Source organism: Microvirga sp. 2YAF29 (assembly GCF_052114605.1).
Classification (GTDB): Bacteria; Pseudomonadota; Alphaproteobacteria; order Rhizobiales; family Beijerinckiaceae; genus Microvirga.
Genome location: NZ_JBFRFB010000037.1, coordinates 1 through 2,371 on the forward strand (window position 1 = coordinate 1; position 2,371 = coordinate 2,371).

The 2,371-nt window shown below is 64.6% G+C and carries 1 protein-coding gene; it reads right to left on the reverse strand.

All coding sequences use genetic code 11. From position 1 onward, the window contains the following. Positions 1 to 2,371: transketolase-like TK C-terminal-containing protein (locus AB4Y85_RS19375; RefSeq protein WP_441986538.1), on the reverse strand; the 2,371-nt coding region annotated here is incomplete at both ends.

The following is a 2,371-nucleotide window of genomic DNA, read 5'->3' on the forward strand; positions in this document are numbered from 1 at the left end:
ACACCGCCTTGAGGTGGCGAATTGGTTTGCCGGGTGCGATCATTTCGGCAGCGGCGATGATGCCCTGGGCGTCGATGCCGAAATGTCGATAGAGGTCCTTGACCGTGCCAGTCTGGCCGAAGTGCTCCACGCCCAGCGAGCGGGTGCGGTGGCCCATGACCGAGCCCATCCAGGCGAGCGTGGCCGGATGACCGTCGATCACCGTGATCAGCCCGCAATGGGGCGGCACATCGGCGAGCAGGCGCTCCACATGGGACCTTGCATGGACGAGCCCACGCTCGCGGGCGCGCTGCGAGGCCGTCCAGCCGGCGTTGAGTCGGTCGGCTGAGGTGATGGCGAGCAGGCCGATATCGCGCCGGTCCTCGGCCATGAGCCCCACTGCCTCGATCGCTTCCGGAGCAACCGCACCGGTATAGGCCACGACGACCTGGGCGTTCGGGCCAGGCTTCCGCAGCCAATAGGCACCTGCCATGATGTCGTCGGCGAGCTGCGGCGTCATCTCGCGCTGGGGCTGTTCCAGGCTGCGTGTCGAGAGGCGCAGATAGACGGAGCCGCCGGTCTCGTCGCGCAGCCAGGTCTTCTCGTTGACCTCGGTCTCGTTCGGCTCGCCCTTGCCTTCCCGCTGCATATAGTCGAAGGCCCAACGCATGATCACCGCAAGCTCATCCACGAAGGCGGGCTCGAAGGAGGCCAATCCGTCCTGCGCCATGCCGACGAGCGGCGTGCCGATGGATTGATGCGCCCCGCCTTCCGGCGCCAGCGTCACGCCGGAGGGCGTCGCCACGATCATGAAGCGCGCATCCTGGTAGCAGGCGTAATTGAGCGCATCCGCGCCGCGATAGATGAACGGGTCGTAGAGCGTGCCGATGGGAAGAATCCGCTCGCCGAAGAGCGAATGCGACAGGCCCAATGCCGAGAGCACGATGAACAGGTTCATCTCGGCGATGCCGAGCTCGATATGCTGGCCGCCCGGTGAAAATTCCCAATTATAGGTCGAGGGAATCCGCTCCTTCTTGAAGGTATCGACCAGGCTCTCGCGGGCATAGAGACCGCGCCGGTTCACCCAGGCGCCGAGATTGGTCGAGACCGTCACGTCCGGCGCGGTGGTGACAATGCGGTCCGCAAGCTGCTGATCGGAACGCGCCAGCTCGTTGAGGATGAAGCCGAAGCCCTGCTGCGTGGACATGGCGGGATTGGCGGGAAACGAGAGCTTTTCCGGCACCGGCACCTGGGGCGCGGTGTAGCGGCGCGTGCCCTTCTGGATGAAGGGCACCTCGGCCAAGAAGCGTTCGACATCTCCTTGCGGGATCCTCACGCCTTCGAACTTGTCCCATTCGTGACCGGGGCGCACGCCTTGTGTCTTCTGCCAAGCCTCCATCTGCGTCGGCGTCAGCAGGCCGGAATGGTTGTCCTTGTGGCCGGCGAGCGGCAGGCCGCAGCCCTTGATCGTATAGGCGATAAAGCAGACGGGGCGATCGTGCTGGCGCGCCTTCTCAAAGGCATCGAGCAGGCTCGGCAGGTCGTGCCCGCCGAGATTGGACATGAGCCGCGCCAGCTCCTCGTCGGAGCGCTTCTCGATGAGCTTGGTGACCGCACCTTGATCGCCGAGATCGTCGAGCAGGCGCTTTCGCCACGCGGCCCCGCCCTGATAGGTGAGCGCGGAATAGAGCTGGTTGGGGCAGGTATCGATCCAGTCGCGAAGCTTGTCGCCGCCGGGCTCCTTGAAGGCTCCCTGCATTAGGGAGCCGTGCTTGAGGATCACCACCTCCCAGCCGAAATTGCGGAACAGGGCCTCGAAGCGCTGCCACAGGCCCTCGCGAATCACCGCATCGAGGCTCTGGCGGTTGTAATCGACGATCCACCACGTGTTGCGGATGCCGTGCTTCCAGCCCTCCAGCAGCGCCTCGAAGATGTTGCCCTCGTCCATCTCCGCATCGCCCACCAGCGAGATCATGCGGCCTTCAGGCAAATCCTTCGCCCAGCCATGGGCCTTCACGTAATCCTGCACGAGGCTGGCAAACAGCGTCTGCGCGACGCCCAAGCCCACGGAGCCCGTGGAGAAATCGACGTCGTCGATGTCCTTGGTGCGGGAGGGATAGGATTGCGCGCCCTTGTAGCCGCGGAAATTCTCCAGCTTTTCCTTCGTCTGGCGGCCGAAGAGGTACTGGATCGCGTGATAGATCGGGCTCGCATGCGGCTTCACCGCCACCCGGTCCTCGGGCCGCAGCACCGAGAAATACAGGGCGGTGAGAATGGTGGAGAGCGAGGCCGACGACGCCTGATGCCCGCCGATCTTCAATCCGTCCTCGCTGGGCCGCAGGTGATTGGCATTGTGGATCGTCCATGTGGACAGCCAGAGCACCTTGCGCTC